Origin of the sequence: Pseudomonas sp. CBC3 (genome assembly GCF_037967085.1) — a bacterium.
Classification (GTDB): Bacteria; Pseudomonadota; Gammaproteobacteria; order Pseudomonadales; family Pseudomonadaceae; genus Stutzerimonas.
In genome coordinates this window covers 527,202-554,124 of sequence record NZ_JBANEO010000001.1, presented here as the reverse complement: position 1 = coordinate 554,124, position 26,923 = coordinate 527,202, and the positions used below count along the sequence as shown (strand labels likewise).

Annotated in this window: 23 protein-coding genes, 1 pseudogene and 1 riboswitch; of the genes and pseudogenes, 11 read left to right on the top strand and 13 right to left on the bottom strand. The window is 61.4% G+C overall.

The genetic code is table 11. The features are described 5' to 3' along the window. The first annotated feature begins 102 nt into the window (after positions 1-102). The 5 genes from V6943_RS02510 (at position 103) to adeC (ending at position 7,202) form a co-directional block, all read left to right on the top strand. Complete coding sequence (locus V6943_RS02510; protein ID WP_340552520.1) at positions 103-657, top strand: cytochrome b; 555 nt, start codon at positions 103-105, stop codon at positions 655-657. 22 nt (positions 658-679) lie between these two features. Further along, entirely contained in the window at positions 680-1,255 is a 576-nt protein-coding gene (locus tag V6943_RS02505; RefSeq protein WP_340552519.1) for a YceI family protein, read from the top strand. 233 nt (positions 1,256-1,488) lie between these two features. After that, the gene (locus V6943_RS02500) at positions 1,489-2,616 is read left to right on the top strand and encodes an efflux RND transporter periplasmic adaptor subunit (protein WP_340552518.1); all 1,128 of its coding nucleotides are present in this window, start codon (positions 1,489-1,491) and stop codon (positions 2,614-2,616) included. Between the two features lie 24 nt (positions 2,617-2,640). Then, entirely contained in the window at positions 2,641-5,778 is a 3,138-nt protein-coding gene (locus V6943_RS02495) for an efflux RND transporter permease subunit (protein ID WP_340552517.1), read from the top strand. Then, entirely contained in the window at positions 5,775-7,202 is a 1,428-nt protein-coding gene (gene adeC, locus V6943_RS02490; RefSeq protein WP_340552516.1) for an AdeC/AdeK/OprM family multidrug efflux complex outer membrane factor, read from the top strand. The genes V6943_RS02495 and adeC overlap by 4 nt, the downstream gene beginning before the upstream one ends. A 99-nt stretch (positions 7,203-7,301) precedes the next feature. Here adeC and V6943_RS02485 read toward each other — a convergent pair whose 3' ends face one another. The 3 genes from V6943_RS02485 to ahcY form a co-directional block, all read right to left on the bottom strand. Further along, on the bottom strand, positions 7,302-9,116 hold the full coding sequence (locus tag V6943_RS02485) for a DEAD/DEAH box helicase (RefSeq protein WP_181099555.1): 1,815 nt from the start codon (positions 9,114-9,116) through the stop codon (positions 7,302-7,304). Between the two features lie 236 nt (positions 9,117-9,352). Continuing rightward, entirely contained in the window at positions 9,353-10,204 is an 852-nt protein-coding gene (metF, locus tag V6943_RS02480; RefSeq protein WP_197444894.1) for a methylenetetrahydrofolate reductase [NAD(P)H], read from the bottom strand. Between the two features lie 85 nt (positions 10,205-10,289). Next, on the bottom strand, positions 10,290-11,699 hold the full coding sequence (ahcY, locus tag V6943_RS02475) for an adenosylhomocysteinase (protein ID WP_197444895.1): 1,410 nt from the start codon (positions 11,697-11,699) through the stop codon (positions 10,290-10,292). A 22-nt stretch (positions 11,700-11,721) separates the two neighbouring features. Continuing rightward, a riboswitch (S-adenosyl-L-homocysteine riboswitch) is annotated at positions 11,722-11,872 on the bottom strand. 239 nt (positions 11,873-12,111) lie between these two features. On the opposite strand from ahcY, the gene V6943_RS02470 reads away from it, so the two are divergent. Both V6943_RS02470 and V6943_RS02465 read left to right on the top strand, forming a co-directional pair. Next, entirely contained in the window at positions 12,112-12,546 is a 435-nt protein-coding gene (locus tag V6943_RS02470; protein ID WP_181099560.1) for a hypothetical protein, read from the top strand. 67 nt (positions 12,547-12,613) lie between these two features. Beyond that, positions 12,614-13,060, top strand: a complete 447-nt coding sequence (locus tag V6943_RS02465; protein WP_197444896.1) for a c-type cytochrome — start codon at positions 12,614-12,616, stop codon at positions 13,058-13,060. A gap of 29 nt (positions 13,061-13,089) precedes the next feature. Here V6943_RS02465 and V6943_RS02460 read toward each other — a convergent pair whose 3' ends face one another. Together V6943_RS02460 and ligB are read right to left on the bottom strand one after the other, a co-directional pair. Beyond that, entirely contained in the window at positions 13,090-13,467 is a 378-nt protein-coding gene (locus tag V6943_RS02460; protein ID WP_340552515.1) for a DUF1090 family protein, read from the bottom strand. A gap of 55 nt (positions 13,468-13,522) precedes the next feature. Further along, positions 13,523-15,193, bottom strand: a complete 1,671-nt coding sequence (ligB, locus tag V6943_RS02455) for an NAD-dependent DNA ligase LigB (RefSeq protein WP_340552514.1) — start codon at positions 15,191-15,193, stop codon at positions 13,523-13,525. Between the two features lie 350 nt (positions 15,194-15,543). Here ligB and V6943_RS02450 point away from each other — a divergent pair, with 350 nt between their 5' ends. The 3 genes from V6943_RS02450 to V6943_RS02440 all read left to right on the top strand — a co-directional run bounded on the left by V6943_RS02450 (position 15,544) and on the right by V6943_RS02440 (position 17,866). Continuing rightward, entirely contained in the window at positions 15,544-16,473 is a 930-nt protein-coding gene (locus tag V6943_RS02450; protein ID WP_181099571.1) for an ATP-binding cassette domain-containing protein, read from the top strand. Beyond that, positions 16,470-17,231, top strand: a complete 762-nt coding sequence (locus V6943_RS02445; RefSeq protein WP_340552513.1) for an ABC transporter permease — start codon at positions 16,470-16,472, stop codon at positions 17,229-17,231. Before V6943_RS02450 ends, V6943_RS02445 begins: the two co-directional genes overlap by 4 nt. A gap of 65 nt (positions 17,232-17,296) precedes the next feature. Beyond that, positions 17,297-17,866, top strand: coding sequence for a DUF2780 domain-containing protein (locus V6943_RS02440; RefSeq protein ID WP_340552512.1), 570 nt, complete (start codon positions 17,297-17,299; stop codon positions 17,864-17,866). A 71-nt stretch (positions 17,867-17,937) separates the two neighbouring features. Here the strand turns inward: V6943_RS02440 and V6943_RS02435 are convergent, their stop codons facing one another. From V6943_RS02435 to V6943_RS02400, 8 genes and pseudogenes are all read right to left on the bottom strand, one after another. Beyond that, a complete protein-coding gene (locus V6943_RS02435) occupies positions 17,938-18,594 on the bottom strand; it encodes a DUF2931 family protein (RefSeq protein ID WP_340552511.1) in 657 nt (218 codons plus the stop codon). Beyond that, positions 18,588-19,234, bottom strand: a pseudogene (locus V6943_RS02430) (DUF2931 family protein). The gene V6943_RS02435 and the pseudogene V6943_RS02430 overlap by 7 nt, the downstream one beginning before the upstream one ends. Before the next feature lie 14 nt (positions 19,235-19,248). Next, the gene (locus V6943_RS02425) at positions 19,249-19,887 is read right to left on the bottom strand and encodes a DUF2931 family protein (RefSeq protein WP_340552510.1); all 639 of its coding nucleotides are present in this window, start codon (positions 19,885-19,887) and stop codon (positions 19,249-19,251) included. Positions 19,888-19,889: 2 nt separating this feature from the next. Continuing rightward, a complete protein-coding gene (locus tag V6943_RS02420; protein WP_340552509.1) occupies positions 19,890-21,800 on the bottom strand; it encodes a PAAR domain-containing protein in 1,911 nt (636 codons plus the stop codon). Positions 21,801-22,001: 201 nt separating this feature from the next. After that, positions 22,002-23,192, bottom strand: coding sequence for a methionine adenosyltransferase (metK, locus tag V6943_RS02415; protein WP_340552508.1), 1,191 nt, complete (start codon positions 23,190-23,192; stop codon positions 22,002-22,004). Positions 23,193-23,206: 14 nt separating this feature from the next. Beyond that, on the bottom strand, positions 23,207-24,208 hold the full coding sequence (locus V6943_RS02410) for an ArsR/SmtB family transcription factor (protein WP_340552507.1): 1,002 nt from the start codon (positions 24,206-24,208) through the stop codon (positions 23,207-23,209). Positions 24,209-24,287: 79 nt separating this feature from the next. Continuing rightward, positions 24,288-24,890: a LysE family translocator gene (locus tag V6943_RS02405; RefSeq protein WP_340552506.1), complete on the bottom strand. Its 603-nt coding sequence runs from the start codon at positions 24,888-24,890 to the stop codon at positions 24,288-24,290. Then, positions 24,887-25,783, bottom strand: coding sequence for a TauD/TfdA family dioxygenase (locus V6943_RS02400; RefSeq protein WP_340552505.1), 897 nt, complete (start codon positions 25,781-25,783; stop codon positions 24,887-24,889). Before V6943_RS02400 ends, V6943_RS02405 begins: the two co-directional genes overlap by 4 nt. Positions 25,784-25,947: 164 nt before the next feature. Here V6943_RS02400 and V6943_RS02395 point away from each other — a divergent pair, with 164 nt between their 5' ends. Continuing rightward, entirely contained in the window at positions 25,948-26,868 is a 921-nt protein-coding gene (locus V6943_RS02395; RefSeq protein WP_340552504.1) for a LysR substrate-binding domain-containing protein, read from the top strand. Positions 26,869-26,923: the final 55 nt, after the last annotated feature.

Sequence of the window (26,923 nt, the reverse complement as noted above, 5' to 3'; positions counted from 1 at the left end):
TGGGAAACATCAACCCGTTCGATATTTTGCAACGAAAAAATACGCTCTACTTCGATCGGTTACTCGTTAGGCTTGTCTCACCTCAATTCCGGAGACCCGTCGATGCAATGGCGAAACTCATCCACCAACTATGGCCTCGTCAGCATCCTGCTGCATTGGCTGGTTGCGATTGCCATGGTTGGATTGTTCGCGTTGGGTTACTGGATGGTCGGGCTGACCTATTACAGCAGCTGGTACCGCACCGCTCCGGATATTCACAAAAGTGTCGGACTATTGCTGCTTGCTCTGATGGTGGTTCGGGTCATCTGGCGATTCGTCAGCGACGGCCCCGCTCCGTTGCAGAGCCATGGCCGTATGACACGTCTTGCGACGAAGTTGGGACATGGCGTCCTCTATATCGGTTTGTTCGCCCTGATGATTTCCGGTTACCTGATTTCCACTGCCGATGGGCGACCAATCGGAGTATTCGGTTGGTTCGAGGTGCCGGCGCTGATCACTTCGATTCCGAAACAGGAGGATATCGCCGGCCTGGTTCATGAATATCTGGCCTGGGGCCTGCTGATCTTTTCCGGTCTGCATGCCCTGGCGGCAATCAAGCACCACTTCATCGATCGCGATCCGACTCTGAAACGGATGTTCGGCCGCGCCGATGACTAATCTCACTCAAAGGAGAATTCCTATGCTCAAGAAAACCTTTGCTGCACTTGCCCTGGGTTCGATGCTTTTCGCCGGACAGGCGATGGCCGCCGACTATGTGATCGATAAGGAAGGCCAGCATGCCTTCGTCAATTTCAAAATCAGCCACCTTGGCTACAGCTGGCTATGGGGCACCTTCAAGGATTTCGAGGGCAGCTTCAGCTTCGATGCCGCGCAGCCGGAAGCCAGCAAGGTCGAGGTGACTCTGCAGACCGCCAGCGTCGACTCGAACCATGCCGAGCGCGACAAGCACCTGCGCAGCGAAGACTTCCTCAATGTCTCCGAGCACCCGACCGCGACCTTCGAGTCCACTTCGGTGAAGTCGACTGGCGAAGGTACTGCCGATATCACGGGCGACCTGACCCTTAATGGCGTGACCAAGCCGGTCGTGATCGCTGCCAAGTTCATTGGTGAAGGTAAGGATCCATGGGGCGGCTATCGCGCGGGTTTCGAAGGTGCCACGACCTTGAAACTGAAAGATTTCGACATCAAGATGGACCTGGGTCCGGCATCGCAGACCGTGGATCTGATCATCTCGGTCGAAGGTGTTCGTCAGTAATAGAGCGCGTGTAAACCAACGCCGGCGCAAGCCGGCGTTTTGCTTTTCCGGCCAGCGTGCGGGGCGGCCAGAAGCAGGTTACAGGTAACTTGTATGGGCTGCTGTAGCCGGGGTTAAAGCACTATCGCTATTTACAAACAGTCGTGCATGTAAGTATATTCGCCGCATTCTGCCATCATTATCTGGCCCAGGGGCGCCCGCTTCCCTGGTTTGCCTGTTCAACGAGGTTCCCAATGTCCATCAAGTCGGCCAGCGCTGCACTGATCTCTCTTTTCGCCGTGGCAACACTGCTCGTAGGCTGCCAGGACGAACAGGCTGCGGCACCTGCCGCGCAGGAGACGCCTCAAGTCGGAGTGGTGACGCTCGAGGCGGAATCTTTTGCGCTGACTACCGAGCTGCCCGGTCGGGCTCAACCCTATCGTATCGCTGAAGTTCGACCTCAGGTAGATGGGATCATTCAGAAGCGCTTGTTCACCGAGGGCCGTGACGTCAAGGCCGGACAGCAGCTCTACCAGATCGATGATTCGGTCTATCAGGCTGCATACAAGAGTGCCCAGGCCAGCCTGGCCTCTGCCAAGTCGCTATCCGATCGCTACGCGTTGCTGGTCGAAGAGCAAGCGGTGAGCAAGCAGGCCTACGACGAGGCGCGGGCGGCCAGCCTGCAAGCCGAAGCCAATCTGGAACAGGCGCGCATCAATCTGCGCTATACAAAGGTGCTGGCACCGATTTCGGGACGCATAGGCCGCTCGGCTGTTACTGAGGGTGCGCTGGTGAATAATGGCCAGGCTCAGGAGATGGCGATCATCCAGCAACTGGATCCAATCTATGTCGATGTGACCCAGCCGGCCCGGGAACTGCTCAATCTGCGCCGCGATCTGGCGGAAGGCCGCTTGGAAAAAGCCGGTGAGAACGCCGCCAAGGTGACGCTGACGCTGGAAGACGGCACCGAGTACAGCCACGAAGGCACGCTCGAATTTTCTGAAGTATCCGTGGATGCCGGCACCGGTTCCGTGGTGCTTCGCGCCGTGTTCCCAAACCCCGACAAAGTGCTGCTGCCCGGCATGTTCGTCCATGCGCAGCTGGTCGCTGGGGTGAAAAGCGAAGCCATCCTGGCGCCGCAGCAGGGCATTACCCGTACGCCCAATGGCAATGCGACGGCACTGGTCGTCAACGCGGACAACAAGGTCGAGCTCCGCCAGGTCGTGGCTTCTCGTACCGTTGGTAATCGCTGGTTGATCAATGAAGGGTTGAATGCCGGTGATCGCCTGATAACCGAGGGGCTGCAGTTCATTCAGCCTGGTATCGAAGTCAAAGTCGTGCCAGCTTCAAACGTTGCGTCTGCCCAGCCACAAGCCCAGTAAGGCTGAGCCAAGGATTATCACCTAATGTCCAGATTCTTTATCGATCGTCCCATCTTCGCCTGGGTAATTGCCCTGGTGATCATGCTCGCCGGGGGGCTGGCGATCCTGGGTCTTCCGGTCAACCAGTACCCCAGCATTGCTCCACCTGCGGTCGGCATTTCCGTGAGCTATCCCGGCGCCTCGGCACAGACGGTCCAAGACACCGTGGTGCAGGTCATCGAACAGCAGATGAACGGTATCGACGGTCTGCGCTACATCTCCTCGGAGAGCAACTCCGACGGCAGCATGACGATCACCATTACCTTCAACCAGGGCACCGATCCGGACATCGCCCAGGTTCAGGTGCAGAACAAGCTGCAGCTCGCCACGCCCCTGCTGCCGCAGGAAGTGCAGCAACAGGGCATCCGCGTAACCAAGGCCGTTCGAAACTTCCTGATGGTGGTCGGCGTCGTCTCGGCGGACGGCAGCATGAACCAGAGCGACCTGGCCGACTATATCGTCTCCAACATCCAGGACCCCTTGTCGCGTACCAATGGTGTAGGCGACTTCCAGGTGTTCGGTTCGCAGTACGCCATGCGCATCTGGCTGGATCCGGCCAAGCTGAACAACTTCCAGCTCACGCCGACCGACGTCGCCAATGCGATCCGCACCCAGAACGTACAGGTCTCCGCCGGTCAATTTGGTGGATTGCCGGCGGTTCCCGGGCAGCAACTGAGCGCTACCATCATCGGCAAGACACGGCTGCAAACGCCCGAGCAGTTCCGCGAAATTCTGCTGAAGGTCAACGGCGACGGTTCTCAGGTTCGCCTGAAAGACGTTGCCAGAGTCGAGCTGGGCGCCGAGCGCGCCGCCATCACCGCGCTTTATAACGGCATGCCGGCTGCCGGTATCGGCATCAAACTGGCCACCGGCGCCAACGCGCTGGATACCGCCAAAGCGGTGCGCCAGACCATCAGTGACTTGCAGCCGTTCTTCCCCGCAGGGATGGAAATCGTCTATCCGTACGACACGTCCCCGGTAGTCTCGACGTCCATTACCAACGTGGTGCACACCCTGTTCGAAGCCATCGTGCTGGTGTTCCTGGTGATGTATCTGTTCCTGCAGAATTTCCGCGCGACGTTGATTCCGACGCTGGCGGTGCCGGTGGTACTGCTGGGTACGTTCGGCCTGCTGGCAGTGTTCGGCTTCAGCGTTAATACCCTGACCATGTTCGCCATGGTTTTGGCGATCGGCCTGTTGGTGGACGACGCCATCGTCGTGGTGGAAAACGTCGAACGGGTAATGGCCGAGGAGGGGCTGTCGCCGCTGGAAGCGACACGCAAATCCATGGGCCAGATCCAGGGCGCGCTGATCGGTATCGGTCTGGTCCTTTCGGCCGTGTTCCTGCCGATGGCCTTCTTTGGCGGCTCTACGGGCGTCATCTACCGACAGTTCTCGATCACCATCGCCTCCGCGATGACCCTGTCGGTACTGGTTGCGCTGATTTTCACTCCAGCGCTTTGCGCGACCATGCTCAAGCCGATCGAGAAGGGCCATCATCACGAAAAGCGCGGCTTCTTCGGTTGGTTCAACCGCACCTTCGATCGCGGCGTGAATCGCTACGAGAAGGGAGTCGTTGCGGTACTGAAGCGCAAGATTCCCTTCATCATTCTGTATCTGGTCATCGTTGCGGCGCTGGCGGTGCTGTTCAGTCGTCTGCCCAGCGCGTTCCTGCCGGACGAAGATCAGGGCGTGCTGTTTGCCCAGGTGCAGACGCCGGTGGGCTCGACCGCCGAGCGTACCCAGCAGACCGTCGATGCGATGCGCGAATACCTGCTGACCGAAGAAAGTGAAGTGGTCAACTCGGTGTTTACCGTCACCGGCTTCAACTTCGCCGGCCGCGGCCAGAATTCGGCATTGGCGTTCATCGGACTCAAGCCCTGGGACGAGCGTCCGGACGCCGAGGACAGCGTCTTCGCTCTGGCGCAGCGCGCCCAGCAGCATTTCGCCATTTATCGTGATGCACAGGTGTTCGCCTTCGCGCCGCCTGCGGTCATGGAGCTCGGCAATGCCACCGGCTTCAACTTCTTCCTCCAGGACCGTGCCGGCCTTGGTCATGAAGCCCTGATGGCTGCGCGCAATCAGTTCCTCGGGATGGCTGCGCAGAGCCCCGTGCTGCAGGCGGTACGCCCGAACGGCCTGAACGACGAGCCGCAGTATCAGCTGCTGATCGATGACGAGAAGGCCCGGACGCTGGGTATCTCCCTGGACCAGATCAACAGCGCACTGTCGATTGGCTGGGGGTCGAGCTATGTCAACGACTTCATCGATCGCGGTCGGGTGAAGAAGGTCTACATGCAGGGCGCGGCGCCTTCGCGCATGGGGCCGGAGGACTTTGACAAGTGGTTCGTGCGCAACGATCAAGGCGAAATGGTGCCGTTCAGCGCGTTCGGTAGCGGCAAATGGGTTTATGGCTCTCCCAAGCTGTCGCGCTACAACGGCGTTTCGGCGATGGAGATCCTCGGTGAGGCGGCCCCGGGTTACAGTACGGGTGACGCGATGGCCGAGGTCGAGCGCCTCGCGCAACAGCTACCGTCAGGCGTAGGTGTGTCCTGGACGGGACTGTCCTATGAGGAGCGCCTGTCCGGCGATCAGGCGCCGGCGCTCTACGCGCTGTCGCTGCTGGTGGTGTTCCTCTGTCTGGCGGCGCTCTATGAAAGCTGGTCGATTCCGTTCGCGGTGATGCTGGTGGTCCCGCTGGGTGTCATCGGCGCACTGCTTGCGACCCTGGGCCGCGGTTTGTCCAATGACGTGTTCTTTCAGGTGGGTCTGCTGACGACCATCGGTCTGACCGCGAAGAACGCGATTCTGATCGTCGAGTTCGCCAAGGATCTGCACGAACAAGGCATGAGTCGCTTCGATGCGGCGGTCCAGGCATGCCGCATGCGCCTGCGCCCAATCATCATGACCTCGCTGGCCTTCACCCTTGGCGTGGTACCGCTGGCGTTGGCGAGCGGTGCGGGCGCTGGCAGTTCGCATGCTATCGGTACGGGTGTCATCGGCGGCATGGTGACGGCTACGGTGCTGGTCATTTTCTGGGTGCCGCTGTTCTATGTTCTGGTGTCTTCACTGGGCGAGCGTAAAAAAAACGCTACTGAAGAACCGAAGGGAGATGCGCAATGAACAAGTCGGTATTGGCCCTGGCACTGCTGACAGCGCTTAGTGGTTGCTCGTTGATTCCCGAATATCAGCGCCCTGATGCGCCCACGGCGGCCAGCTGGCCGGAAGGCGAAGCCTATGAGGGCACATCTGCTGCGACCCAGGAGCAGATCAATCTGGGCTGGGAAGCGTTTTTCCGCGATCCCGCGCTGCGCCAGCTGATCGAAGTGGCGCTGGGAAATAACCGTGATCTACGGGTCGCGGCACTTAACGTCGACGCTTATCGCGCGTTGTATCGCATCCAGCGCGCCGATCTGCTGCCGCTGGTAAGTGCCGACGGTAGCGGCAGTCGCACCCGTACACCTGGCGATCTCAACCAGACCGGGCAGAGCGGCATCAGCAGTCAGTACAGCGCGACGTTCGGCGTCTCCTGGGAGCTGGATCTGTTTGGCCGTCTCGACAGCCTGCGTGAGCAGGCGCTGCAGGAATACTTCGCGACCGAAGCGGCGCAGCGCAGCACGCAGATCAGCCTGATCGCCAGTGTCGCCAACGCCTGGTTGACCCTGCAGGCTGATCAGGCCCTGCTTCAGGTCAGCCGCGACACGCTGAAGACCTACGAGCAGAGCCTCGGATTGACGCAGCACAGCTTCGATGTGGGCGTCGCTTCGGCGCTTGAGCTCAGCCAGGCCCGCAGTGCGGTGGATACGGCGCGGGTGCGCATCGAACAGTACACCCGCCAGGTCGCTCAGGACCGTAACGCGCTGACCCTGCTTCTCGGTCAGAACATTCCCGTCGGCCTTCCGGCTGCCGGCGATCTGGAACGCGAGCAACTGGCGGTGCTGCCAATCGGCCTGCCTTCCGACCTGCTCTACAAGCGTCCCGACATCATTCAGGCCGAGCGTCAGCTCAGGGCGGCAAATGCGAATATTGGCGCGGCCCGAGCGGCGTTTTTTCCGCGTATCAGCCTGACCGGCGCGGCGGGTACGGCGAGCAGCGAGCTATCCGGCTTGTTTGATGGTGGCTCCAGCTATTGGACGTTCTCGCCGAGCATCAGTGTGCCCATCTTCAATGCCGGGCAGTTGCGCGCCAATCTCGATTACGCGGAAATCAGCCGTAACATCCAGGTTGCACAGTACGAGACGGCCATCCAGACCGCATTTCGTGAGGTGTCCGATGGCTTGGCCGCCCAGGCGACCTATACCCGTCAGGTCCAGGCTCAACGTGACTTGCTGGATACCAGTGAAGATTATTTCCGCCTGGCGGAACGACGTTACCGCACCGGCGTGGATAGCTACCTGACCTTGCTCGACGCTCAGCGCCAGCTGTTCGACGTGCAGCAGCAGTACATCGCTGATCGTCTGGCGCAGATGATCAGCGAGGTCAATCTGTTCAAGGCATTGGGTGGCGGTTGGGACGTGCAAGCCGAGCCGATTCCCGGCGAAGGCTGATCGTCTTCGGTGGGCGCCAGCGCCCGCCGGACACCTACCCACCGCTGTACAAACAAGAACGCCGCCCCGAAGGGCGGCGTTCTTGTTTAGCGTCCCGAATCAGCGATTGCGGGTCAGCAACGCGGGCTTCTCGCCGCGGGGCTTTGTCGGAAGCTGATCCAGTTGCTCCACGCTTGGCAATCGATCGAGTTTCGATTCCTTATGGATGATCACTGGCTGCTTTTCCTTCGGCTTGGCCGCGACATCCTGACGGGCACGGCTATCGTTGTCGATCCGACGTCCTTCGTTCTTGCGTCGTGGTTGACCTTCGCCGCGGGGTTGGCCTGGCTTCCGTTTGCCTTTGCTGGCGGCGCCTGGCGAGCCCGCACCGCCGCCGCGCGGCCCTGCCGCAGCACGAGGTTGGCCGGTGCCGGGTTGCGCGGGAGCGCCCGGGCGGCGGCCACGGCCCTGTTTGTTCTGGTAAGGGCTGACGTAATCGACGCGATTGCCGAAGTTGTCCAGATCGTCATCGAGAAACACTTCTGGATCACGGTCACTGGGCAGGCGCGGAGGACGATTGGCCGGTGTAGTGGCGGCCTCTGCTGTCGCCGAGCCTTGGCTGGCATTGGCGTTGCGCGGTTTGTTCCGACCGCGGCGGTTGCGCTCACGGTCTTTTGGCTCAGCACTGGTTTCGGCCGCCTTGGCTGCACGCGGCTTGCGCTCGCCGCTGCGTGCTGGTCGCGGCTGACGCGCTTCGCGCACTTCGGGTTTTTCCGCCTCGATGGTGCTCGCGTCGAAGCCCATCAGGTCGCCATCCGGAATCCTCTGCTTGGTCATCCGCTCGATGCCCTTGAGCAGCTTTTCCTCGTCCGGCGCGACCAGCGAAATAGCCTCACCGCTGCGTCCGGCACGGCCGGTACGGCCGATGCGGTGGACATAGTCCTCCTCGACGTTGGGCAGCTCGAAGTTGACCACATGTGGTAGCTGATCGATATCCAGGCCGCGAGCGGCGATATCGGTGGCGACCAGAATTCTTACCTGATTGGCTTTGAAGTCAGCCAGTGCCTTGGTCCTAGCGTTCTGGCTCTTGTTGCCGTGAATCGCGACAGCCGGCAGACCGTGCTTGTCGAGGTATTCGGCAAGGCGGTTGGCGCCATGCTTGGTACGGGTGAACACCAGCACCTGTTCCCAGGCGCCCTGAGTGATCAGGTGCGCAAGCAGCGCGCGCTTGTGGCTGGAGGCGATGCGGAACACGCGCTGCTCGATGCGCTCGACCGTGGTATTCGGCGGCGTGACCTCGATGCGCTCCGGCTCGTGCAGCAGCTTGCCGGCCAGGTCGGTGATGTCCTTGGAGAAGGTTGCCGAGAACAGCAGGTTCTGCCGCTTGGCGGGCAGCTTGGCCAGCACCTTCTTGACGTCATGGATGAAGCCCATGTCGAGCATGCGGTCGGCTTCATCGAGGACGAGGATTTCCACGTGGCCGAGATCAACGGCCTTCTGGTTGGCCAGATCGAGCAGGCGGCCCGGGCAAGCCACGAGCACGTCGAGGCCCTTGGCGATAGCCTGGACCTGCGGATTCATGCCGACGCCACCGAAGATTACTGCGCTTTTCAGCGGCAGATCGCGGGCGTAGACCTTGAAACTGTCGTGCACCTGCGCGGCGAGTTCGCGGGTCGGTGTCAGCACCAGCACGCGGGGTTGGCGCGGTCCGTGGCGGTGTTCCCGGTCTGGATGACCGCCGGGAAACAGCAATTCGAGTACAGGAAGGGCGAACCCACCGGTCTTACCGGTGCCTGTCTGTGCGGCGACCATCAGGTCGCGTCCTTGCAACACGGCGGGAATGGCCCGCTGTTGCACTGGTGTAGGCTGGGTATAGCCAGCGGCCTCGACGGCACCGGCTAAAGCCTCGGAGAGACCGAGGGAAGCAAAGGACATGAGTAATCCTGTCTTGTAGAGGGCGAAGCCCCGGGATGGTCATGCCTGGCCCGAATCGCGACTGGCGTGCGATCCCGTCCGGTCCTGTCGCATTTGGGAGAATGCCGACATCCGGACGTAAGCCTGGCGGAAACGCGGAGTATAACAGAGCTTGTTAACGCCGCATTGGTGGGACAGTGTGGCAGTTCGCAGGTTCATTGGCCAGCTCCCTGTTTCGCAGGGAGCTGGCGAAGTGATCAGCGGGACAGCCCGAGGTTGTCCCAGATCGCCAGGCTCGGCTCGGCCTGGTTCAGCGTGTAGAAGTGCAGACCCGGCGCGCCGCCAGCGAGCAGCTTCTCGGACATCTCGCTGATGACCTGCTCGCCGAAGGCCTGGATGCTGGGCATGTCATCACCATAGGACTCCAGCTGCTTGCGCACCCAGCGCGGGATTTCCGCGCCGCAGGCGTCGGAGAAGCGCGCCAGTTTGCTGTAGTTGGTGATCGGCATGATGCCCGGCACGATCGGCGTCTCCACACCCAGCTTGCGCACCCGCTCGACGAAGTAGAAGTAGCAGTCAGCGTTGAAGAAGTACTGGGTAATGGCACTGCTCGCGCCGGCCTTGGCCTTGCGCACGAAGTTGGCCAGGTCGTCCTCGAAATTGCGCGCCTGCGGATGCATCTCCGGGTAGGCAGCGATTTCGATGTGGAAGTGATCGCCCGTTTCGGCGCGAATGAATTCCACCAGTTCGTTGGCGTAGCGCAGCTCGCCGCTGGCCATGCCCATGCCCGACGGCAGGTCGCCCCGTAGCGCGACGATGCGTTTGATGCCTGCTTCCTTGTAGAGATTCAGCAGCTCGCGCAGCTCCTGCTTGCTGTCGCCCACGCAGGACAGGTGCGGCGCCGTCGGCACCTTCACCTCGCCGTCGAGCTGCAATACGGTGTTCAGCGTGCGATCGCGGGTCGAGCCGCCAGCGCCATAGGTGCAGGAGAAGAAGTCCGGCTTGTACTCGGCCAGTCGCCGTGCGGTGGCCAACAGTTTTTCATGCCCGGCTTCGGTCTTGGTGGGGAAGAACTCGAAGCTGATGGAGGGGCGATTCAGAGAAGTCATTTATTTTTACCAAGCTTGAAGCCTGAAGCTGGAAGCCAAAGCAGCGGGAACTCCCCGACTACTTCTGGCTTCCAACTTCCAGCTATTAATACCGATAGCTGTCCGGCTTGAACGGCCCTTCAACCTCGACGCCGATGTACTCGGCCTGCTTCGGCGTCAGCTGGGTGATCACCCCGCCGAAGCCACGGACCATTTCAGCCGCGACTTCCTCGTCGAGCTTCTTCGGCAGGACCATGACGGTGACGTTCTTGGTCTTTTCCACGACCGGCAGGTCGGCGAACTTCTCGTTGAACAGGTGGATTTGCGCCAGCACCTGGTTGGCGAAGGAGCCGTCCATGATGCGGCTCGGGTGACCGGTGGCGTTGCCCAGGTTCACCAGGCGGCCTTCGGCGAGCAGGATCAGGTAGTCGTCGTTCTGTGCATCGAAGCTGCCGGCGCCGGTGCGGTGGATCTTGTGCACCTGCGGCTTGACCTCTTCCCAGGCCCAGTTCTTGCGCATGAAGGCGGTGTCGATCTCGTTGTCGAAGTGACCGATGTTGCAGACCACGGCGCGCTTCTTCAGCGCCTTGAGCATGCCCGCGTCGCAGACGTTGGCGTTGCCGGTCGTGGTGACGATCAGGTCGATCTTGCCCAGCAGAGCGGCGTCGATACAGGCGTCGGTGCCGTCATTGATGCCGTTGTTATACGGGGAGACCAGCTCGAAGCCGTCCATGCAGGCCTGCATGGCGCAGATCGGGTCGACTTCCGAGACCTTGACGATCATGCCTTCCTGGCGCAGCGACTGCGCCGAGCCCTTGCCTACGTCACCGTAGCCGATCACCAGCGCCTGCTTGCCCGACAGCAGATGGTCGGTGGCACGCTTGATGGCGTCGTTGAGGCTGTGACGGCAGCCGTACTTGTTGTCGTTCTTGCTCTTGGTGACCGAGTCGTTGACGTTGATCGCCGGGATCTTCAGGGTGCCTTTCTTCAGCATGTCCTGCAGGCGATGCACGCCAGTGGTGGTTTCCTCAGTAACGCCGTGGATGCGCTCGAGCGCCTGCGGAAATTTATCGTGCAGGATCTGGGTCAAATCGCCGCCGTCGTCGAGGATCATGTTGGCGTCCCAAGGCTGGCCGTCCTTGAGGATGGTCTGCTCGATGCACCATTCGTATTCTTCTTCGGTCTCGCCTTTCCAGGCGAATACCGGGATGCCGGCGGCGGCGATGGCTGCAGCGGCCTGGTCCTGGGTAGAGAAGATATTGCAGCTGGACCAGCGTACTTCGGCGCCAAGGGCGGTTAGCGTCTCGATCAGTACGGCAGTCTGGATGGTCATGTGGATGCAGCCGAGGATCTTCGCGCCTTTGAGCGGCTGCTCGCCGGCGTACTTGCGGCGCAGGCCCATCAGTGCGGGCATTTCCGATTCGGCGATGATGATCTCGCGGCGACCCCAGTCAGCCAAAGAAATGTCGGCGACCTTGAAATCAGTGAAACCGGCAGGCGTCATGACAGCGCTCATGAAGAGTTCTCCATTCGTTTTGTGCGAATGGGCGCCGTTGATGCGTATGGTTAACGCCCCATCCGAGCCTGACAGGTGATGCTTGATTGGATCTGCTGCGGCGCGCCAGGTAAACAGCGTGGCTTGCAAGATCCAAACAGTTATCAAAACCTGCTGCAGCGCCCCTCGGACAGGTGGCGGGCACGGTCGAACAGTGTCGACCGCGTGAAACCCGGCGATTATAGCCGCGACCGCGAGTAATCCCAAGCCCGGCGCGGCGCATGCTGGCGGGGTTCTTGGCCCCATAGCGCGATTCGATACATGGCTCGCGCGCCGATGCGCCGTCCGTTTGCCGAACTCCATCAGGACCACGGTGGTCGAACCTGAAGGTTCGGTGAGCCTCGCCGGGCGACGATCTACAGGAGCTGCCAACATGAACCTCTTGTTCCGTTCTGTTCTGCTTGCATCTATCGCTGCGTTGAGCCTGCCAGTGGCGGCCAATTCCTGTTATGTCAAAGCCGAAACCTCGGGCGCCGTGCCGCCGCCGGTGGTCACCGAAAAGTGCTTCGAATTCCAGGGGCTGGATGTTGAAGCCCTTGACTGGGTTTGCAGTGACACCGAGGCGGTTAAGAATTCCCAGCGTGAAATCCGCGACAGCTGCCCGTCTGGCCATTTCGGTGTATGCACCGCAGCGATCACGCCGGAGACGCTGGCCAACGAACGCGCCACTGGTACGCAGGCGGACGGCTCGCCAGCGCCAACGACCCTGCCTGAAGACGCGCGCATCGTGACATACAACTACGAATCGACTGATCGCGCGCAGGCCAAGATCGACTGCGAAAGCGCGGGCGGTGAATGGTCGCAGTAGCGGACGTTTGGTGAAACAGCCGCTTGCGGGGATAATCGCCAGCCGTCGTGTTTCGAGTGGTTGAACCATGAAGCTGATCCCGTTGAGTGTGTTGCTGGTCGCCGTTTTCGCATTGGCCGGCTGTGATCGCATCGATCCCGACTCGCCGCTCGGCAAGCGCAAGGCCATTTATCAGCAGATGCTCGATACCAAGGAAGACCTTGGCGGCATGCTGCGAGGCCGGCTGCCGTTCGATTCGCAGAGCTTTACCAGCGGCGCGGCAAAGCTGGACGAGCTGTCGCGGCAACCCTGGCAGCATTATCCGGAGGTCAAGGAAGAGCAGAGCGATGCTCGCGAGGACGTCTGGCACAAGCAAGAGCGTTTCAATCAACTGGCCCGCGAGCTGGAAGCGCATACCGCCGCGCTGGTCGCCGCGACGGCTCAGAAGCCGCTGACCACCGAGAGCGTCACGCCGGCTTTTCAGCGTGTGGAGGATGCCTGCGAGGCTTGCCACAAGGAGTTTCGTGCGTATTGATACGGGCCTTGATCAGGCCTCTTTTGCATTCAGCGCTTGGCCGCTTCGAGCTCTTCCCGAGCCTGATCCAGGCGTCGTTTATGCAGTTCAATCATTTGCGCATCACCCGTTCCGAGCGCTTCGCGCAGCTGCGCTTCCCGCTCGCTGGCTAGTCGAGTCGCCCGTTCCACCTCTGCATGGTTGGGTTGGATCGGGACCATGCCGCGGCAGCGTTCATTAAGGCTCGTCACGCGCTCTTCGAGCGCCCGGCGATGAGCGTCCTCGCCCTTGAGGCGGGCATCCTGAATCTGCTCGCCAAGGATTTTGCGCGCGTCACGGCAGGCTTCCGCCGGTTGCGGTGCTGCAATGGATGGCTGCGTAGTGCAAAGGCCGAAGAGCAGCAGCGAGAGAATGCTTCGCCGGAACATGGGAACTCCTTTCTTATTGTTGATCTTCTGACTGAGTCGAGCCGGCTAAGTGCCGTCAGAAACCGGCTATCCCGGCGTTGCGTAGCCGATCACGCAGTTTGACGACTTCCGGCTCCCGGAAAAATGCATGCAACTGGTTGGCGCGGGTGACGCCGATTCCGGGCTCGGCCTGCCATTGTGCGGTGCTTCGGGCCGCGAGGGTTTCCCAATCCGTCTCGATGAAAGCACCGCCGCTTGGCGGTAGACCGATTGCTCGCAGCCAGGCGGCGAATGGGCGTTCGCGCGCGAGTCGATAACTGGCCATCAGTGCTTCGGCGCTGGTTTTGCCGATGCCAGGGATCCGATGAAGATCGGCCTCGTCGAGATCGAGCCAGCCGAGCAGTTCGTGAAGCGCGCCTGCATCGACCAGCGCCTTCCATGTGCCCGGCCCAAGGCGCGGCAGGTCCAGGCCCTTTTTGCCGCTCAGCCAGGCGAGTCGGGCAACGAACTGCTGATCGCAGCCAGGGCTGGCGTTCCAGCAGCTTTGCCAGTGGTAGTTGGCGGGGTCGGGCGCCTTGATCACCTGCCGCTGTTGCGCACGCAAGACGACTGAATCCAGCTGTGGAATCGTCAGTCCGGCGAGCTTGATCGCGACCTGATCGCCAGGCTGAATGTCGTCCGCACGCCAGCGTTCGAGGGAGCCGAGGCTGACGCGGGTGATGTGGCGATCATCCAGCCGGACCGGCTCGATCTGCAGAATCGGCGTGATTCGGCCGCTGCGGCCGATCGTGAACTGCACCTGCCGAACCTGCGCCAGGGCGGTGCGAAGCGGATATTTCCAGGCGGCCGCCCAGTGCGGCGGTTGAGCTTGCCAACGTGTGCCGTTCGGCCGCGTGCCCTGGCGCAGCACGACGCCATCGGTAGCGAAGGGCAGCGGGTAACGGTACCAGCGATTACGCCAACGCTCGGCTTGCGCCAGGTCGCCGATTGGCTGGGTCAGTTCCGCGCTTGCTTTGAAGCCAAGGGCTGAGAGCCCCTCTAGGCGCGTCTGCATCCGTGCCGGCCCGTTCGGCCAGTCCCAAACGAACAGCCCAATCTGCGCCGCAATGCTGTCGTCGATGGTCTGGCGTGCCATGGCGCCGGAAATTTTGCCGCGCGCGCCGACACCGCCAGCCTGCATCTGGATATGCGCATCGAGACGCCAGTAAAGCTCGCCTTGCAGAATCAGCTCGCCATCGCTCGCCAGGCTTTGCGGTATCGCTGGTAGTTGCCGGGCCCGCTCGGTCCAGTCTTGGCCATGGCTGCCATCGCCGCGACTGATGGCTTGGACGAGGCGGCCGTTCCGGTAGTGCAACGTGACCGCGACGCCATCGACTTTCGGTTGGATCCACAAGCCGTTGCGCGCTTCGATCCAGGCCAGCACCGAGGCCGCGTCGGCCAGTTTGGTGAGCCCCGTCTGAGCAACGGGGTGCTCAATGGGGCCGGCGCTATTGGCCAGCGGATCCGAAGCGTCCGTGGCGATCCCCGGAAAGCAGGCTTGCCATGCCCTTAACCGACTGCGGGATTGGTCGTAGAGCTCATCGTCCACCAGCGAGATGCCACGCCCGTGATAGGCGTCGTCCCATAGCCGAAGCTGCTGGGTCAGCGCAGTGAGCTCGTTGGTGGCCCGTGATTCGGACCAGTCCGGACAGTTGGCCTGTACGGCGGACGTCAAAAGAAGCAGGGTTAACGCGATCAGGCGTGACATGGCGGAGCATCCTTGCTCGATTGAAAAATGCAGGGTAAGCCGCTTGGCATGGCTGGCAACTCACTAGATCGTGGTCGCGCTGTGCTCGGCGGCGGTGCTGGCGCATGGTAAACAATTTCTGCTTAAAGTCTTCGGCAGTCGGACCTCGGCCGATCAAACCGTGCCGCAAGTCACTCCAATGTGTGGGTCCGCAGCGCGATATGGCGCGGTTTCGCCAGTCCGGCTCCTGTCTATGATGGCTGTCAGACGCTGCCGGCGATCACCTCGCAGCCCACGCAGCATCTGGTTAATGAGCGAGCTAACCAGTTGCGCTTACAATTGCCGGTCAATCCTTATGGAGTTATCAGTCCGTGCAACCCGTGATCTCCATCGAACAGCTGAGCAAGACTTATGCGTCCGGGCATCCGGCGCTCAAGCAGATCGATCTGCACATTCGCAAGGGCGAAATCTTCGCCCTGCTCGGGCCCAACGGAGCGGGCAAGACCACGTTGATCAGCATCATCTGCGGCATCGTCAATCCCGGTAGCGGGCGGGTGCTCGTCGATGGTTACGACATCATTGGCGATTACCGCCAAGCCCGCTCGAAGATCGGTCTGGTTCCGCAGGAATTGTTCAACGAAGGCTTCGAGAGTGTCTGGGCCACGGTGCGCTTCTCCCGCGGCCTGTTCGGCAAGGCGCCGGACGATGCCTATCTGGAAAAGCTGCTGCGCGACCTGTCGCTGTGGGACAAGAAAAGCGCGCGCATCATCGAGCTGTCCGGCGGCATGAAGCGCCGGGTGATGATCGCCAAGGCGCTGTCCCACGAGCCGAGTATTCTTTTTCTCGACGAGCCCACCGCAGGCGTCGATGTCGAGCTGCGCCGGGACATGTGGGAGATGGTTCGCGGTCTGCGTGAGCGCGGCGTGACCATCATCCTCACCACGCACTACATCGAAGAGGCGGAGGAAATGGCCGATCGCATCGGCGTGATCAGCCGGGGCGAGATCATTCTGGTCGAGGACAAGCACGTCCTGATGCACAAGCTCGGCAAGAAGCAGTTGACGCTGCATCTGCAACGGCCGCTGGCAGAAATCCCGGCGGAGCTGGCTGGATATCCGCTGGAGTTGATCGACGGCGGCAACGAACTGGTCTTTACCTTCGATGCCCAGCACGAGGACACCGGCATCGCCGATCTGCTCAGGCGTCTCGCGGCACACGGGATCGATTTCAAGGATCTGCAATCGAGTCAGAGCTCGCTGGAAGAAATCTTCGTCAACCTGGTAAAGGGAAGCCGCACATGAACTTCCATGCAATCCGCGCCATTTACTTATTTGAGCTGGCGCGCACCTGGCGTACGTTGCTGCAGAGCATCGCCACGCCGGTCATCTCCACTTCGCTGTACTTCGTGGTGTTCGGCTCGGCGATTGGTTCGCGGATGGAAGCCATGCACGGTATCCCGTACGGTGCTTTCATCATTCCCGGCCTGATCATGATGGCGCTGCTTACGGAGAGTGTTTCCAATGCCTCGTTTGGCATCTACATGCCGCGCTATTCCGGGACCATCTATGAGGTCCTGTCGGCGCCGGTTTCCTATCTGGAGATCGTCATCGGCTACGTCGGCGCGGCTGCGACCAAGTCCATCATTCTTGGCTTGGTGATTCTGGTCACCGCGCGGCTGTTCGTCGATTATCAGATCCAGCATCCGCTGATGATGGCGCTATTTCTGGTGCTCACGGCGGTGACCTTTTGTCTGTTCGGCTTCATCATCGGCATCTGGGCTGACGGCTGGGAAAAGCTGCAGATCGTGCCGTCGCTGATCGTCATGCCGTTGGCCTTTCTCGGCGGCAGCTTCTATTCGATCGAGATGCTGCCGCCGCTGTGGCAGAAGATCACCCTGTTCAATCCGGTGGTCTACCTGATCAGCGGTTTCCGTTGGAGCTTCTACGGTGTCTCTGACATTGGCGTCGGCATCAGCCTGGCGATGATCTGTGGCTTTCTCGTGGCCTGTCTGCTGGCCGTGTGGTGGATATTCCGGACGGGTTACCGGCTGAAGAACTGACTCGCAACGCTTACCGACCCGCATCGCCGGTAACATGGCGATGCCCCCTTCATTTCGAGGCAAACATGAAATTCATTCCTTCTTTCGCCGCTCTGGTCGCTCTCAGTCTGGCTGCCGGCTCGGCCACCGCCTTCGATCTTGGCGAGGCCGCTCGGGCGGTTTCGGGCATCACCGGCAACGGCGCCACGCAGAACTCGTCGCAGGGCCAGGCGCTTAACCTTATCGGTCAGCTCGACGAGCTGGACGTCACGCCCACCCAGGCATTGGGCGGCAGCGGTGCGCTGTTGCAGCTGGCAAAACAGCAGTTGGGCAGCGACGATTACGCCCAGCTGGCCAAATCCGTGCCGGGGATCGACAAACTCACCGGCGACAGCGGGCTGGATCAGCTCGGCCAACTGGGTGCGCTGACTGGACTGCTGGGTCAGTCGGATACCGGTGTCAATGCGCAGACGGCCGCCGCGGTGGACAACGTGCAGAGTCTGGGCGACGTCAACCAGGCATTCTCCGCGCTGGGCATGGATGCCGGCATGGTTAGTCAGTTCGCGCCGATTCTGCTGCAGTATTTGGGCAGTCAAGGAGTGGGCGGCTCGCTGTTGCAGAGCCTGAGCGGCATCTGGGGCGTCGGCGGCGCCTGATTCGCATCCGCCAGGGTAAAAAGCCCCGCTTGGCATTGCCGGCGGGGCTTTTTCGTTCCACAGAGTGTGAGCTACCAAGAGCCGTAAGGGATGCCGTGTTTTTCTATGTAGGCTTTGGATTCAGGCTCTAACGGCAATGCGTACCGACCGCCGGTCTTGCCTTGGGATGGTCCTTTGAGCTCGATTTCCGCCTGAGCCCGCAGCACTTCGATGGGCCCGCCGCAGGTACTCATCACCCAGCCCTTGACCACACCGCCAGGGGCGAGCCCCAGCGCCAGAGCATGGCGGTAGTCACTGGTGCGGCAGGGCGGGTCGAGCCGCTCACTCATCAATTGCCGCGCACGCTCAGGAATCTCAAGAGTGACCCGGTAGGTTTGTGGCTCCGCGAGCGACTGCCAGCGTACATAGATGCGCCTGGGTAGCTCGGCTCCGTTAACGTGGCGGCCCGCGCCCCAGCCTAAATTGCTACGCCAGCCTGCGGCGTTCCCGCTGTCATCTGCTGGTTTGGCGATCGATGCCGTCCCACCACCCATACGATAAAAGCGGTTGCCGTGGACATCTTCCACATCGGCGGTTTCCACCCAGACTTCCATATAGTCCGGAGCAAGAAAGCCCAGGCGCCAATAAGGATAGGGCAGGTTGCCGGCGTACTGGTCGGGGTTGGCGCAACTGGAGAGAAGCAGAAGAGCAAGGGTGAGCGGTAGGCCGCGCATGATCAGGCTCACCATGATCCGTAAGGAATGCCGTGTTTTCTATGTAGGCTTTGGATTCAGGCTCTAACGGCAGTGCGTATCGGCCCTCGGTCTTGCCTTGGGATGGCCCTTTGGGCTCGATTTCCGCCTGAGCGCGTAGAATCTCGATGGGACCACCGCAGGTGCTCATTACCCAGCCTCTTACCACACCGCCAGGGGCCAGCCCCAGCGCCAGGGCATGGCGGTAGTCACTGGTGCGGCAAGGCGGATCGAGCCGCTCACTCATCAATTGCCGTGCGTGCAGCGGAATCTCAAGGGTGACCCGGTAGGTTTGTGGCTCAGCGAGCGACTGCCAGCGTACATAGATGCGCTTGGGCAGGTCCGCCCCGTTAACGTGGCGGCCCGCGCCCCAGCCGAAGCGTTTGCCCCATCCGGCAGCATTTCCTTTGCCTTCAGATGGCGTGCGAACGGCAGCTATGCCGCTGCCTACGTGGAAGAATTTGTGTTCGCGAATATCTTCCACATTGGCGGTTTCCACCCAGACTTCCATATGGTCCGGAGCGAGAAAGCCCAGGCGCCAATATTTGTAGGGCAGGTTGTCGGGATTTCTTTCGGAACCGGCGCAGCCGTCAAGCAGCAGGAAGATGGCGATGAGCGATAGCCGGTGTGCCGTCATGATCGCCTGCCTGCTCACCATGATCCGTAGGGGATGCCGTGTTTTTCAATATAGGCTTTGGACGTTTCCGAAAGCGGCCGGTGGCTTCCCTGGGAGGTTCCTTCGTAAGGCCCCTTGGGCTCGATTTCCGCCTGGGCTCGCAGCACTTCGATGGGCCGGCCGCAGGTACTCATGACCCAGCCCCTGACCACACCGCCGGGAGCAAGCCCCAAGGTGAGGGCTTCGCGGTATTCGCTGGCGGGGCAGGGAGGGGCGAGGCGTTCGCTCATCAACTGCCGCGCTCGTTCAGGAATATCAAGGATTACCCGGTAGGTCTGTGGCTCGGCCATGGATTGCCAACGCACGTAGATGCGCCTGGGTAGATCGGCACCATTGACGTGGCGGCCGGCGCCCCAGCCGAAGCGTTTGCCCCAACCTGCAGGATTGCCTTTTTCTTCTGGCGGAGTCCGAACGGCAACTATTCCGCTACCTACATGGAAAAAAGTTTTACCGCGAATATCTTCAGCGTGGGCGGTTTCAACCCAGACCTCCATATAGTCCGGAGCCAGGAAACCAAGGCGCCAGTATTTGTAGGGCAAGTCGCCTGGATTATTGTCGGCGCCAGCGCAGCCACCAAGTAATAGGAAAAACAGAACAAACACTGACGCTCTCAACGTTATTTCTCCAAAGGCGTGTCGGCATGGCGGGTCCGTTCACGCTTGCCGGGGGCGTTTACAAAAAGCACTTCGAACCGGCTGCTCCCGCGTCCTAAGGTGGCGTTCCAGTTGGCAGACAGGTGGATGTAGCGCTGGCGCAGCAAACGTTCCTCTTCGGCATCAAGCGCGCCGTTGCCGCTTCTGGCCGAGGCCAGAAGCTTGTCTTTGATACATAAAAGCTCGGCGGGCAGAGAAAGCCTGCTGTCGTGTTCGTCGATGAAGTCGAGCGGAACACCGGCCTCCGTCGCCAGCACATGCATGACCCTCAAATACACCCGCGAAAGATGCCCGTAAACCGTGCGCTCCAGGCGGGGTGCGGCCAGTACGTACTTCATCTTGTCGTCGCGGCTGCCAAAAGGCGGCAGCTGTTCCCAGACATCCACGTCCAGCCTGGCCGTGCGATCCTGCGGGTCGATAAGATCGGCATCGCGGGCAAGTACGACATCGCGCTGCGCTTCTTGGTAGGCCGGAGTGCGGTAGGGGTCGCTATCCAGGCGAACCCGGTTACGTCGCGGGCGGGTCAGGTAGAGTCGCTCGCTGGCCTGCTCCTGGTAGCCGCCGCCCAGGTCCGAGTGGGCACCGGGCAAAACGATTTCTTTATGTGGCGGCGAGACCTGATTGAGAGCGAAGTTGCGCCTGTACTCGTCGCGTGCGACCAGATGCACCACTTGCCGAGCGGCATCGGGTGCGAGGTAGAGATCGATGCCGCTATTAACGGCGTCACCCGGGTTGCCCCAGTCGTCCCAATAACCCAGCGCCGCTACGGTGTCGAACAGTCCGATGAAGTTAATGAGGACATCACTGCCCCAGTCGACGTCGGGTTTCAGGCCCAGTTTGCCGGCACGGTGCACTTGGCCTAGCGGCCCTTGGTCGCGCTTGAGTATCTGATTGGCAAAATGCCGAGCGGCTGCGGCACCGCGGCTGAAGCCAAAGATATCGAGCTCCAACTTGACCAGTATCGCTTCGGGATTTTCCTCACTGAAACGGATCATTGCCTTTTCGAGCAAGGCCAGGCCTTCATCGACCTTAGCGAGTACACCTGTAGCACCGCGTCCGAACACCAGGCCAGGAAGAGTATCGGGTTCTCCGCTTGTAGTGCCGATGCCCGTCACATAGACACGCAGGCTCGCATTTTCTGCATCCGAAGGTAATGGCTGGCCGGAATCGTCCCGATACAAGTCATACAAGCGCCAAATATTGCTTACATCGTTCCCATAGCTGCTATCCGGATCGAGCTGGTGAGCTTCGCAGCGCTGCACGATCGCCAACGCTTCTTCTTCGCCGAAGCCGATATCCGAGGCTCGGCACTGCGCGCCAATAGCGCTATTGCTGGCGTTGTTGCCGGTGCCGTCGAAGAACACGCCGATCCGCAGGGTGACGGCCTGGCGGCGGTCGAGTTCTTCCTCTTCCTCCTCTTCTTCCAGGCCTTGCGGAGCATCGCGGCCAGGAGCTGCTTGCTCCAGCGCTCGGGCCTGGCTTGGAGTCGGTTGCGGCGGATGCGGTGAGCGCAGCGATGTGGTCGTATCGAAGGCCTGGGCTTGCGCTGCTGGCTGAAGGTTCAGGGGTGCAGGCGGTGTAAAAGGTGCCGAGACTGAAGCGTTGCCGATGACGACAGTTCCGGAGCCGCCAACGATCACGTCGCCGTGAGCGCCCACGCTGCCTAGCGTGGCGGCCGGTTTGCCGTTGATCAACACGCCGGGGATGAGGTTGCCCGATAGCGCACTACCACAACCAGTGGCATCACCCAGGCGAGCGGCGGGCAAGCTATCGAACAATACGTCGGGTGAGCCGGTGGCGATGGGGTTATTACCGTGCCCAGTCTTTGGGCAGGCCGTAGGATCACCGAGGCGGGCGGCAGGTTTGCCGGACATGACCAATCTCCTTATCGGTATGCGAGCCGGCACCTTGCCGCAAGGCAATAGCGAGCGCAAACGACGCTCTATTTTTTATGGGCTGGTTCGCAGCCTGTGCCCCGGCCGTGCCAGAACTTGCGCAGCGAAAAAAGAAAGCCCCGTACAGCACAGGGCTGGCGGGGCTTTCTTGCAGCATGAGGCCTACAGCTTGCCGCTGCTTTACAGTCCGGCAGCCGCGCGCAGTGCGTCGGCCTTGTCGGTCTTTTCCCAGGTGAATGCGGTGAAGGTGTCGCCACCGACTGTCATTTCATAAGGATCGCGACCGAAGTGACCGTAGGCCGCGGTAGCCTTGTACATCGGGTGCAGCAGGTCGAGCATGGTAGTGATCGCGTAGGGACGCAGATCGAAATGCTCGCGGACCAGGGCTACGATCTTCTCGTCGCTGAGCTTGCCGGTGCCGAAGGTGTTGATCGAGATCGAGGTCGGCTGGGCCACGCCGATGGCGTAGGAGACCTGGATTTCGCAGCGCTCGGCGAGGCCTGCGGCGACGATGTTCTTGGCCACGTAGCGGCCGGCGTAGGCCGCCGAACGGTCGACCTTGGACGGGTCCTTGCCGGAGAAGGCTCCGCCGCCGTGACGGGCCATGCCGCCGTAGGTGTCGACGATAATCTTGCGCCCGGTCAGGCCGCAGTCACCTACCGGGCCGCCGATGATGAACTGGCCGGTCGGGTTGATGTGGAACTGAGTGTCCTTGTGCAGCAATTCGGCCGGGATGACGTGCTTGACGATCAACTCCATCACCGCTTCCTTGAGGTCGGAATGCTTGACCTCGGGGTTGTGCTGGGTGGAGAGGACGATGGCGTCGATGCCTACGACTTTACCGCCTTCGTAACGGCAGGTGACCTGGCTCTTGGCATCCGGGCGCAGCCACGGCAGCAGGCCGTTCTTGCGCGCTTCGGCCTGGCGCTCGACCAGGGCGTGGGAGAAGCGGATCGGGGCCGGCATCAGTACATCGGTTTCGTTGCTGGCGTAGCCGAACATCAGGCCCTGGTCGCCGGCGCCCTGGTCTTCAGGCTTGGAGCGGTCGACACCCTGGGCGATATCCACCGACTGCTTGCCGATGATGTTGATGATGCCGCAGGTGGCGCCATCGAAGCCGACTTCCGAGCTGTTGTAGCCGATGTCGATGATGACGTCGCGCACCAGCTGCTCGAGGTCGACCCAGGCGCTGGTGGTGACTTCGCCGGCGACGATCGCCACACCGGTCTTGACCAGGGTTTCACAGGCCACGCGGGCGTGCTTGTCTTCGGCGATGATTGCGTCCAGCACCGCATCGGAAATCTGGTCGGCGATCTTGTCCGGGTGCCCTTCGGACACGGACTCGGAGGTGAAAATCGAATATTCGCTCATCTATCGGTTCCTAATTACCGGTGGGTGAGTCGGCTGTCAGTGGCGGGCCGGGAAAAGTACCGGGCCTGGATCTGAAAACCGTTCTTCAAGCCAATGTAGAGGCTCTCGCCGGGCGTGAGCCCCGCGGCATCGGCCCAACGGGCCAGATCGTCCTGTTCGAAGCCCAACCAGAGATCGCCGCAGGCCTTCCTGGCCCAACTCTGATTGTGGCTGCACAGCTCGGTGAGCAGCAGGCTGCCGCCCGCGTTCACCAGCCGCGCCAGTTGCTTGAGTGCATCACCCGGCGCGGCCAGGTGATGCAGAACCATGTTCAACACGACGCAATCGGCCGATGGGCATTCGTCCTGTAAAGCATCGGCGAGTTTCAATTCGACGTTGTCCAGCGCCTCTTCTTCGCAACGTGTGCGCGCCAGTTCGAGCATCGCCGGGCTGTTGTCGACAGCGACCACCCGCGCGAAGCGTGCGGCCAGCTCCGGTAGAAAACTGCCATCGCCGGGGCCGACTTCCAGCGCGGTCGCAGTCGGCGCGAAGTTCAGTGCATCGAGCAGCGCCACCACGCTATCGCGGTATTGCGGCAGTCCGGCGATCAAATCCTGGCGTGCCTGGAAGCTGCCAGCCATGCGCGTGAAAAAGTCTTCGCTGGCGGCGCTGCGCTGGGCATGCACCGCGCTAATCCGAGCCTGCACGTCGACTGGCAACATCAGTTGATCGACTTCCTCCAGCAGGGCGGCATGCAGCTTGCCGCCGAGAGATTCGCCTTGGGGCAGGCTGCGACGATAGAAGATGGCGTTGCCTTCACGTCGTGTCGCCAGCAGACCGGCCTGGCTCAGCACCTTGAGGTGATGGCTGATGCCGGACTGGCCGGTGGCGAAGATCTGCGCCAGCTCCAGTACGCCGAACGAATCGCTGGCCAGCGCCCGCAACACATTCAGCCGCAACGAGTCGCCGCCGGCCTTGCACAGGGCGGCGAGCTGATCGCTGTCGTCGAAGGAAATCCGGGGGATGCGCAGGCTCATAAGTCGCGCAGTCTAGTCGGTCGTTTTTCGTCCAGCAATGGCAGTATCAAAAAGTTTTGATATTGGACAAGCCGGCTGTTCAGCTCACCAGGCTGTTAATGCCCATTGCGCACGACACCAACCCGAGGCCGAGCAGGAAGAAGCTCGGTAGCAGGTCGAGTACCCGCTGCAGTTTGTCGTGACTGGACAGGCGACGTGATACCAGGCTGTAGGCGACCAGAATGGACACATCGACCAATGCCCAGATGATGATCAGTGCTGCGGCCTGGGGCGCGAAGGGTTGCGCGGGAAGAATGAACCCCGGCAGAAACGCGAGAAAGAACAGGATGTCCTTGGGGTTCGACAAGCCTACCGCCATCGCACGCCAGAAGTAATGCGCGTGTGGCCGCCCCTGTTTCGGTTTTTCGTCATCGCCGCCACACAGGCCATCCGCGCCGAGCCAGATCAGATAGAGGCCACCGAGTACCTGGCCCCATTCAAGAATGGCCGGCTTCAGATCGAGCGCCAGATAGATCAGTACCAGGGCGGCGATCAACAGAAGCTGAGCAGAGAGCACGCCGCCGAGAATGGTCCAGGCCGGCCAGCTGCGCCGCGCATCGGCGATGACCAGCGCGACCACTGGCCCTGGGGAGGCGATCAGCAAGGTGACCGCGGCGGCAAAGGCTAAGTAAGTGGCGCTCATAGCTCGGTCACCAGCTCGAAGATGCGTGATTGGCGGCCCAATTTTTCGGTGTAGAAAGCCAGGTTGCAGCTGGCGAAGGTGCGCTGCATCCAGCGGTCGCTGCCATCGAAGCGGGCTGGGAAGGGGCTGCGCGCGTGCGCGGTGCGTCGATTGTCGATGATCAGCAGATCGCCGCGGGCTAGCCGTACCGGCTCGACGACGTCCCAGGCGATGCGGCGCAACGCATCGAGCGAGTGCTGCGCGCGGTCGCTGTAGGCCACCATGAACTGGGGATCGAAGCGAAAGAAGGGCGCATCGGGGTCGCCGTACAGCACGGTCTGATGTTTATTGATGTCGATGCGCTGGTTCTTCTCGGTTGGGCCGTAATCAGAGAAAAAGTTGTAGGGCTCGTTGAGAAAGAAAGCCTGCTGCTCGTAGCTCAGGTGCTTAAGGATGCGATCGACCGAAGCGATGTAGGTAATGGCTTGCGCTGTAGGATCCTGGCGCAGGCAAAGCAGTAGCAGGTAGTCCGGCTGGATCGCATGAAAGGCGTTTTCGGTATGCAGGTCGAGCTCGGTATCGAAGCTGTCCGAGCTGGCGGCGCGCGATTGTGTCGGCTGCGGGAAGAGGTTGTTGACGATGCAGCCGCCGGATTCCTGCACGTAGCCGATCGGGTCACCCAGCAGGGCGGTGGCTTGCAGCAGCAGCTTTTCGCTGCGCTCGTCCGGCTTGTGCACGTCGGCGCGGGATTGAGGTGTCGGCGGGATATCGCCTATCTCCATGCCTTGCAGCCGTAGAAAACCCTGCGGGTTGCCGAACACCTTGAAATCGAGAATCTGCGCAATCTGCTCCTGGCCCAGTCCCCCGTTACGGATGGCGGCAGACAAAAGTAGGTCAAAGTTGCGATTGGACATGTCATTCTTCCCTGCGGTTTTCTACGGCATACGCCACGCTTGTGAGCCGAAGCCATCGCACTGTTGGCTCGGCTGCTGGCGCAGTATTGGTGGGGTTCGGAGGGTTGAAAAATGGAAAAAAGGGCCGGCTGTCATGAGTTTTACTCATGCCGGAGTGGGGCGGCATGACAGTGCGGATGCCTCCCCTGTATGCGCTGCGAGCTTTCGAAGTGGCGGCGCGATTCGGCTCGTTCACCCAGGCGGCTGAAAGCCTGTGCATCACGCAGAGCGCGGTCAGCCGGCATGTGAAGGCACTCGAGGAGAACCTCGGTTGTCAGCTCTTCGACCGGCGCGGCTCCAAGCTGGCGCTGACCGACACGGGGCGGATGCTGGCGCAGGAACTCAAGGTGGGCTTTCGCACCATCGAAAACGCCTGCATCGCGGTCAATCGACAGCAGAACGCGCTCCGGCTGAAGGCCCCGTCGACGCTGACCATGCGCTGGTTGCTGGGTGCGCTGGAAACATTCCAGCTAGCCCACCCGCAGAATCAGGTACAGCTCACCAGTGCCTGGATGGACCTGGACGCGGTGGATTTTCATAACGAGCCGTTCGATTGCGCGATTCTGCTCGGACACGGCGGTTTCCCGGCTGACTGGAACCGCGTGAAGTTGTTCGATGAATGGCTGGTGCCCGTGTGTTCACCGGACATCCTCGGTGACGGATGCTGGACCGCGTCCCAGCTGGCGTCCGCCGAGTTGATCCATCCCTCGCGTGACTGCCGCGACTGGCGGCGCTGGCTGCAGCGGGTCGGGCTGATCGACGTGATCGCGTGGCAGCAGGGCAAGCTGTTCGACACGCTGGAACTGGGCATCTCCGCCGCAGCGCAGGGGCATGGCGTCTCCATCGGCGATCTCGCCTTGGTCGGTGCGGAGCTGCACAAGGGCACGCTGGCGCTGCCGTTCGAGCAGGCGGTGCGCTCCGGCGATAGCTACTATCTGGTCTGGCCGGTGACCGGCGAAACCCCGGAAACGCTCACTCGGATGAAGGATTACCTGCTACGGCATCTGCCGGATGCCGGAAGCTGTGGCGTCAGTCTGCTCGACTAGAACGCGCAGCGCGCATCAGTCATTGCCCCCCATCCCGCGAAAGGGGAAAATGGCG